The 7,131-nt window shown below is 72.7% G+C and carries 8 protein-coding genes; 2 read left to right on the top strand and 6 right to left on the bottom strand.

Annotated elements, in window-relative coordinates:
- Positions 1-103: 103 nt before the first annotated feature.
- The 3 genes from B4M60_RS02475 to B4M60_RS02465 all read right to left on the bottom strand — a co-directional run bounded on the left by B4M60_RS02475 (position 104) and on the right by B4M60_RS02465 (position 2,417).
- Positions 104-574 (bottom strand): nuclear transport factor 2 family protein, encoded by a 471-nt coding sequence (locus B4M60_RS02475; RefSeq protein ID WP_291079967.1) that lies wholly within the window; start codon positions 572-574, stop codon positions 104-106.
- 285 nt (positions 575-859) lie between these two features.
- The gene (locus B4M60_RS02470) at positions 860-1,237 is read right to left on the bottom strand and encodes a hypothetical protein (protein ID WP_291079965.1); all 378 of its coding nucleotides are present in this window, start codon (positions 1,235-1,237) and stop codon (positions 860-862) included.
- A gap of 82 nt (positions 1,238-1,319) precedes the next feature.
- The gene (locus tag B4M60_RS02465) at positions 1,320-2,417 is read right to left on the bottom strand and encodes a tocopherol cyclase family protein (RefSeq protein ID WP_291079964.1); all 1,098 of its coding nucleotides are present in this window, start codon (positions 2,415-2,417) and stop codon (positions 1,320-1,322) included.
- 37 nt (positions 2,418-2,454) lie between these two features.
- On the opposite strand from B4M60_RS02465, the gene B4M60_RS02460 reads away from it, so the two are divergent.
- Together B4M60_RS02460 and B4M60_RS02455 are read left to right on the top strand one after the other, a co-directional pair.
- On the top strand, positions 2,455-2,949 hold the full coding sequence (locus B4M60_RS02460) for a PH domain-containing protein (RefSeq protein WP_291079963.1): 495 nt from the start codon (positions 2,455-2,457) through the stop codon (positions 2,947-2,949).
- Entirely contained in the window at positions 2,946-4,430 is a 1,485-nt protein-coding gene (locus B4M60_RS02455; RefSeq protein WP_291079961.1) for a PH domain-containing protein, read from the top strand. The genes B4M60_RS02460 and B4M60_RS02455 overlap by 4 nt, the downstream gene beginning before the upstream one ends.
- A 5-nt stretch (positions 4,431-4,435) precedes the next feature.
- On the opposite strand, the gene B4M60_RS02450 is transcribed toward B4M60_RS02455, so the two are convergent.
- From B4M60_RS02450 to B4M60_RS02440, 3 genes are read right to left on the bottom strand one after another with little or no spacing between them, the layout of a single operon-like run.
- Entirely contained in the window at positions 4,436-5,149 is a 714-nt protein-coding gene (locus B4M60_RS02450; protein WP_291079959.1) for an MOSC domain-containing protein, read from the bottom strand.
- A complete protein-coding gene (locus B4M60_RS02445; protein WP_291079957.1) occupies positions 5,149-5,916 on the bottom strand; it encodes an isoprenyl transferase in 768 nt (255 codons plus the stop codon). Before B4M60_RS02445 ends, B4M60_RS02450 begins: the two co-directional genes overlap by 1 nt.
- A 48-nt stretch (positions 5,917-5,964) precedes the next feature.
- Positions 5,965-7,038 (bottom strand): 3-deoxy-7-phosphoheptulonate synthase, encoded by a 1,074-nt coding sequence (locus tag B4M60_RS02440; protein WP_291079955.1) that lies wholly within the window; start codon positions 7,036-7,038, stop codon positions 5,965-5,967.
- Positions 7,039-7,131: the final 93 nt, after the last annotated feature.

Below are 7,131 nucleotides of genomic sequence, written 5' to 3'. Positions count from 1 at the left end.
CACTGGGGGGCGTCGGCGACGACGGTGTTCGGGTCGGGCAGTTCCTTACCCATGGTGTTCTCCTCCGGATTGCCGTGCTGGGGCTGGGTGTCTGGGATGTCGCTCAGGACTTGAGGCCCTCGGGGAGGAGCTCGGACTCGCCGGCCTCCACGAGGGTCCCGCCGAGCGCGCAGAACAGGATGATCGAGTCGTAGTACTCGACGAAGCGGGCGATCTTGCCGTCACGGCAGACGAAGCGGGAGATGTACTCGTTCTTGTACCGGGTGCCGCTGCGCAGGAGCATGTCGCTCTTGTAGGTGGCGATCACCACGTCGGGGTCCGAGGCCAGGGTGTCGATCTCGAGGTCGTGCAGGTTCTCCGAGCCGTCGATCATGTGGTCGCGGGCCTGGCCGAGGACCTCCATGTACGCGTCGCGGCCCACCGTCTCGCGGCCGAAGGTCGGGGGACGGAACGGGAGCTCAAAGACGACGTCCTCGGTGGACAGCTCGCCCATCGTCTCGATGTCCCACTTGTTGAGCGCGTCCGTGTACGCCCGCACGAGATCCAGGTTCTTGCGTCGCTGATCTTCGGTCATGTCATGCCCTCCAGGTAGCCGAGCTGAATTCACTTAGGGAGACCGTAACCACAATCACACTGTGATGCAAGACATAACTGCGGAAAAGTAGGAAATCATTGTTTTCACACCCAAGTGGACGTTTGCCCAGCTCAGCGCAGATTCGTCGCCGGTCGCGCTCCCGTGCAGGTGGCGGGCGCTTTCTAGCTGACGCGTCAGTCTCCGCTCCCAGACGCGGGACCCCAACGGACACGGCGGGGGCCGGGCCCCGGGAACCCCCCCGGAACCCGGCCCCCGCCGGCCGACTCAGATGTGAGTGAAGCCGCTGACGTGGTCGAAGGTCCGAACCCTGCCGAACCCCTCGAGCAGGTCGCGCAGCTCGGCGTTGACGGGACCGTAGACCCGGAGATCCAACACGTCGACCGACGACATCAGTGCCGCGACCGTCCCCTGATCCATCTCGGCGAGGTGTTTGACCATCGCTCCGGCATCCCGGTAGTGCTCGTGGGCGAAGAGGATCCCCGCCTCCTCGTCCAGATAGAAGTTGTGCCCCCGGATGTGCCCACCCTCCGTCGCCGCACCCCTGCTCACGTCGCCGACCAATGTGCGGAGCCGATCGATCGGGACGTCGTCGTGGATCTTCATCTCCGAGGTGACCCGCACCTCTGCGCCGCTGTCTGCCATAGCTCTCCCTGGTAGTCGAATTGAATCCACTTCAGGACACTATGTGATCGGCACCACACCGTCAACGGCGCGTCGGCCGCCCCTACCGCGGCGGGGCGCCCGTCTCCCCCACCGGCACGCCGCGCCGCCGCAGCTCCGCCTCCGCGCGGTCGAGTCCGCCGTGCTCGAGCGCGGCCAGGGAGCTGCGGTCGCGCCAGACCAGCCGCCCGTAGCGCCTGACCTCCACCTCGAGCTCTCCCGAGAGGTGCTCGATCGCGCCGGCCGAGTTCCGCTTCTCCGAGGGCAGCGGTACGGGCAGCACGTGCGCCCGGGACAGCGGCGAGCGCCCGGTGACGCGGATACGCCAGCCGTAGCCCCGCCCCTCGAGGGCCCACACGTCGTCGCCCACGTCAGCGCGAACCGGCGAGACCACGGGGTTGCCCAGCCGCACCACCCTCCCGCCGGGCAGCCGCACCACCAGCGCGGTGACCTCGGTCCGCAGCGGTCCGGAGTGGACCTGCCCGCCCGCGAACGCCACGCACGTGTCCGGCTCGGAGAACGCCTGCGCCTGCCCCCACCACCAGGAGTCGGGAAACCCCTCACCGCCCCAGTTCTTCTCGCCGTAGACGTCCGCGGCGTCGAACTCCCAACGCCGACCGTCGACCTCGGCCCAGCCGCGGGCCTTCCCGCCGAGCAGCCAGGGGTGCCAGTACTGGTTGAGGGCGGGCACCGACTGGAAGACGCTCGACCCACCCACGGCCCGGCGCGGCCACCCCACCGGATCGGTGATCTCCACGTGCAGTCGCGCCCCCGGCCCCAGGTCCACGCGCACCCCGTCCGGCCGGTACTCGAACAGGTCGCCGGAACGGGCCCCCAGGCGGTCGGGATCGGCCCATCCCCTGGGCGCCGCGGCAAGACGGAGGGAGGAGAGGACCCCCGACGACGACGAGGTGGAGCCGTCCCCCGCCCGGCGGGATCCGTCCGCCCCGTCCGCCGGGATCACCTCGTCGGAGGCCAGGCCGAGCGTGGCCCAGTGGCCGTCGGGTCCCCGGTTGACCCCGATGAGCGCGATCACCACGCGCCCGCGCTCGCGGTCGGAGACCCGGAGGAAGTACCCCTCCATGGCCACCCCGTGCGCGGGGAGCGGATCGCCGAAGGGCAGGTCCGCGCCGGTGGCCCGGTATCGCCGCAGGAGACTCATCCCGCCAGCCTCCCACAGCCGGGCCTAGGCTGGGTTCATGACGACCACGGCCGAGGACCTGGGGCTGCGGCCCCCGCGCAACCGCGTCGACCCCCGCTGCCGACGGTGGTGGACGGCCCAGGTCGCCGCGTGGATGGTCTGGCCGTTGCCCGTCCTCCTCGGCCTGGGCCCGTTCCTCGGCCCGTGGGCACTCGCGGCGGCGGCGGCGTGGGCGGCTGTCACCGCCGCCGCTCTCGTGACGGTCCCGCGCGTCCGGTGGTCGATCCACCGGTGGGAGGCCACCGACGTGGCCGTCTACAGCCGTAGTGGACTGTTCTGGGAGGAGTGGCGCGCGGCGCCGCTGTCCCGGGTGCAGACCGTGGACAAGACCCGCGGCCCGCTGCAGCGGTGGTTTGGGCTCGCGACCGTCGTCGTCACCACCGCCTCGTCCAAGGGGGCGGTCCGGATCAGCGCCCTCGACGCCGCACGGGCGGCCGAGATGGTCGACCGCCTCACGATCCTCGCCGAGGACGATCAGCGGGACGCGACATGAGCGCCCCCCGGGAGTCCGACCCCGGGGCCGGCTGGGTTCGGCTGGACCCGCGGACGATCCCCGCGACGACGCTGGTGGCCGCCGGCGCCCTCGTCGCCGCGGCGGTGCCCGTGGCCATCGGCATGCTGCTCGGCGGCCTCGGCGTGGGATGGGTGCTGCTCTGGACGATCGGCGGGACGCTCGTCGGCACCTCCGCGACCGCCGTCTCCGAGGCCGCCCGGTTGGCCGTCACCCGCTACCGCGTCGACCCCCACCGCGTCGAGCGCCGCGTCCGCTTCCTCTCCAGCACCACGTCGACGCTGTCCACCAGCCGGGTACGCAACGTGGAGATCACCGCGGACGTGGTCCAGCGCCGACTGGGCGTCGCCACGGTCCGCCTGGCCAGCGGTGAGACCGACGGCTCGCGCATGACCCTCGGCGCACTCGACCGGGACGTTGCCGAGGACCTGCGGCGGCGCCTGCTCGCCGGACGGGCCACCACCGACTCCTCCGAGCTGGTCCGGCTCGACCCGGGCTGGGTCCGCTACGCCCCCGCCGGCGTCATGACGCCGCTGTTCGGCCTGGCGGGGATCGGCATCGTGTTCCAGGTGGCCGACTGGTTCGGCGCCGTCCCCGAGGTCCTGGCCTGGGTCTGGGACCGCATCAGTGGGCTGCCGATACCGGTGATCGCCGCCGGCGTCCTCCTGCTCGCGCTGCTGGTGGGCACCATCGCCTCGGTCGCGATCTTCGTGGAGAACTGGTGGAACCTGCGCCTCGACCACCACCGGGACGGGTCACTCGAACTGCACCGCGGCCTGCTGGTGGCCCGACACACCACGTTCGACGGCCGCCGGGTGCGCGGCGTCACGCTCCGCCAACCCCCGGGCCTGCGGACCCTGGGGGCCGCGCGACTCGACGTGGTGGCCGCGGGCGCCGGCACCGGCAAGGACGAGGAGGGCAAGGCCAAGCAGAGCCCCGCCCTCGTTCCCGCCTCCCCCCTCGCCGTGTCGTCCCGCGTCGCCGGGACCGTGCTCGGCGAGCCAGTGCCCACCGGGTTCGACGCCCATCCCCCCGCCGCTCGACGGCGCAGGCTCGTGCGGGCGATCGCCGTCGTCGTGGTGGTCACGGGCGCGGCCCTGGTGCCCGCCGTGATCTGGGCGTGGCTCTGGTGGGTGCCGCTGGTCGCGGCGGTGCTGACCGCGACCGTGGCGATCTGGGCCGGGCTGGACAACTCGCGCGGACTCGGTCACGCGATCACCGCCGGGGCGGTGGCGCTGCGCAAGGGGTCGCTGCTGCGGCGCACCGACGTCCTCCGCCGGGAGGGGATCCTCGGGTGGAACATCCGCCGCTCGCCCCTGCAGCGCCGCGCCGGGCTGGTCACGCTGGTCGCCACCACCGCGGGCGGCGGCGGCGCGTTCCGCCTGCCCGACGTGGGTCTCGCGCAGGCACCCGAGCTGTGGCGCACCGCCGGGACGGTGTGGGACCACCTCGCCCGGCCGTAGGTCCCTCAGTCCCCGTCGGCGGGCCGGATGTCGGTGGCGGGGTCGAGCTTGCGCACGAGGCTCGGTGCGAGATCGGAGAGGGCGTACGCGTCGAGCAGACGGCCGGCCTCGTCGTCGTCGACCCCCGCGAACACCCGCCCGATGGTGACGCCGTGCGTCGGGACCTCCGCGACGCGGACCTCGTCCCCCGCCCGCACGGTGCCCGGGGTCAGCACGCGGGCGTACGCGCCCGGCCGGCCCGCCTCGGTGAAGCGGCGGACCCACCGGGGCCGACCGACCCTGTCGGCGAAGGTCGCGCACGGGATCCGGGGCGTGGTGATCTCCAGCCGCAGCGGTCCGGCGCCCATCTCAAACACCGTGCCCATCTCTAACACCGTGCCGATCTGCAGCCGCGAGGTGTCGATGCCGGTCAGGCGGAGGTTCTCGCCGAAGAACCCGGGCGGGATCGGCCCACCGAACTCCGGCTCCCACTGCGCGACGTCGTCGTCGGACAGCAGGTAGACCGCCTTCCACACGCCGCCGTGGTGCTCCCGGTCGGCCTGGACGTCGCCGCGCAGGCCGTACTCCCGGACCTCGACCGGGCCCTCGACGGGCCGCTTGTCGATCGCGGTCACCCCGACCCTGCCGCGCACGGCCCGAAGCCGGTCCACCACGCAGACGGCCCGGACCGTGACCCGGCCGGTGAACGGCTCCGGCGCGGCGGCCCCGGACGCCGGCATCAGTGCCCGAATCGGCGGTTGCGGGCGCCGTAGTCGCGCAGCGCGCGCAGGAAGTCGATGCGACGGAACGCGGGCCAGTACGCCTCGGTGAACCAGATCTCCGAGTACGCGCTCTGCCACAGCAGGAAGCCGGAGAGCCGCTGCTCGCCGGAGGTGCGGATCACCAGGTCGGGGTCGGGCTGGCCGGAGGTGTAGAGGTGCTCGCCGATCCCCTCCACCGTCATGCCGTCGACCAGCTCCTGCCCGGTCCGGCCCTCGGCGATGAGCTGCGCCACCAGCTCGCGGGCCGCGTCGGCGATCTCCTGCCGGCCGCCGTACCCCACCGCCACGTTGACCTTGACGCCCGGCCTGCCGGTGCTCGCCCGCTCGGCCGAGCGCAGCCGCCCGGACAGCCAATCGGGCAGCACCTCCAGCCTGCCGACCATCCGGACCTCCCAGTTCTTCCCCGGTCCGGTGATCTCGTCCACCACGTCGGCGATGATCTGCAGGAGCTCATCGAGCTCCTCTGCCTCCCGGCCGAGGTTCTCGGTGCTGAGCAGGTAGATGGTGGCGACCTCGATCCCCAGCTCGTCGCACCAGCCCAGCATCTCGGCGATCTTCACCGCCCCGGCGCGGTGACCGTGGGCGACGTCGGTGAAGCCCGCCTCCTTGGCCCAGCGGCGGTTGCCGTCCGCCATCACCGCGATGTGCCGTGGCAGCCGGGCGCCGTCGAGCGACGACCGGAGTCGCGACTCGTACAGGGAGTACAGCGGGGAGGAGGCGTCCACGCGGGAAAGAGTACCGCGCGGCACCCCCCGTTCCGTGCCTCCCCCGACTCAGCCGCGGCGGCGGTCGCGCACCGCGGCGGCGAGCCCCCGCAGGCCCTCCGCCGTGGTGTCCCACCCGATGCAGGCGTCGGTCACGGACCGGCCGTACACCAACTCCGCCGCCTCGACGGACTGCGCGCCCGGCTCGAGGAAGCTCTCGATCATGAGGCCGGAGATCCCCGGCTCGCCGCCGGCGATCCGGTCGGCGAGCTCCGCCACGACCTCCGCCTGGCGCTCGTGCGACTTCCCGGAGTTGGCGTGGCTCGCGTCGACCATCACCAGTCCGGGCAGGCCGACCTTCGCCACCGAGGCCACCGCGGCCGCGACCGACTCCGCGTCGTGATTGGGCCCACCGGTGCCGCCACGCAGGATCACGTGGCAGTCGGAGTTGCCCGCGGTCTCCACCACCGAGGCCCGGCCCTCGGCGTCCGTCCCGAAGAACACGTGCCGCGCCGCCGACGACCTGCACCCGTCCACGGCGACCTGGACCTCGCCGTCGGTCCCGTTCTTGAACCCCACCGGCATCGACAGGCCCGACACCAGCTGGCGGTGCACCTGGCTCTCGGTGGTGCGGGCCCCGATCGCGCCCCAGGAGACGGCGTCGGCGATGTACTGCGGGCTCGTCGGCTCCAGGAACTCGGTCCCCACCGGCAGGCCCAGGTCCAGGACGTCGAGCAGCAGCGCGCGCGCGGTGCGCAGGCCGCGCGGGATGTCGTAACTGCCGTCGAGGGCGGGGTCGTTGATGAGGCCCTTCCACCCGACGGTGGTCCGCGGCTTCTCGAAGTACACGCGCATCACGATCAGGAGATCCTCGGCGACCTCCGCGGACAGGGCCGCGAGCCGCCCGGCGTAGTCGAGCGCGGCGTCCGTGTCGTGGACCGAGCACGGCCCCACCACCACGATCAGTCGGTCGTCGCGGCCCGCCAGTACGTCGGCGATCTCGGTGCGGCTGCGTTCGACCAGCGCCTCGCGGGCCGCGCCCAGCGGGAGTTCGCCGAGGATCTCGGTGGGGGTCGGCAGCGGCGAGTAGGACAGGACGCGCCGGTCGGCGGTCTGGGTGGGGTTCTCGGCGGTGATGGTCACGGCGGTGCGCTCCTGGTGTCTGGGCTGGTGGCGGTCCGGGTGCCGTGATCCTGTGAGGTGCCCGTGGTCGCACCCGGATCCGCCGTGTGAAAT

The organism is Dietzia sp. UBA5065 (assembly GCA_002415925.1).
Classification (GTDB): Bacteria; Actinomycetota; Actinomycetes; order Mycobacteriales; family Mycobacteriaceae; genus Dietzia.
Note: the sequence above shows the minus strand (reverse complement) of the source record. Positions and strands in the feature narration are given on the sequence as shown.

What these genes read in the sequence shown, in the direction of transcription:
- B4M60_RS02475 (WP_291079967.1), bottom strand. Translation starts at nt 574, where the DNA reads ATGACCGAAGATCAGCGACGCAAGAACCTGGATCTCGTGCGGGCGTAC.
- B4M60_RS02470 (WP_291079965.1), bottom strand. Translation starts at nt 1,237, where the DNA reads ATGGCAGACAGCGGCGCAGAGGTGCGGGTCACCTCGGAGATGAAGATC.
- B4M60_RS02465 (WP_291079964.1), bottom strand. Translation starts at nt 2,417, where the DNA reads ATGAGTCTCCTGCGGCGATACCGGGCCACCGGCGCGGACCTGCCCTTC.
- B4M60_RS02460 (WP_291079963.1), top strand. Translation starts at nt 2,455, where the DNA reads ATGACGACCACGGCCGAGGACCTGGGGCTGCGGCCCCCGCGCAACCGC.
- B4M60_RS02455 (WP_291079961.1), top strand. Translation starts at nt 2,946, where the DNA reads ATGAGCGCCCCCCGGGAGTCCGACCCCGGGGCCGGCTGGGTTCGGCTG.
- B4M60_RS02450 (WP_291079959.1), bottom strand. Translation starts at nt 5,149, where the DNA reads ATGCCGGCGTCCGGGGCCGCCGCGCCGGAGCCGTTCACCGGCCGGGTC.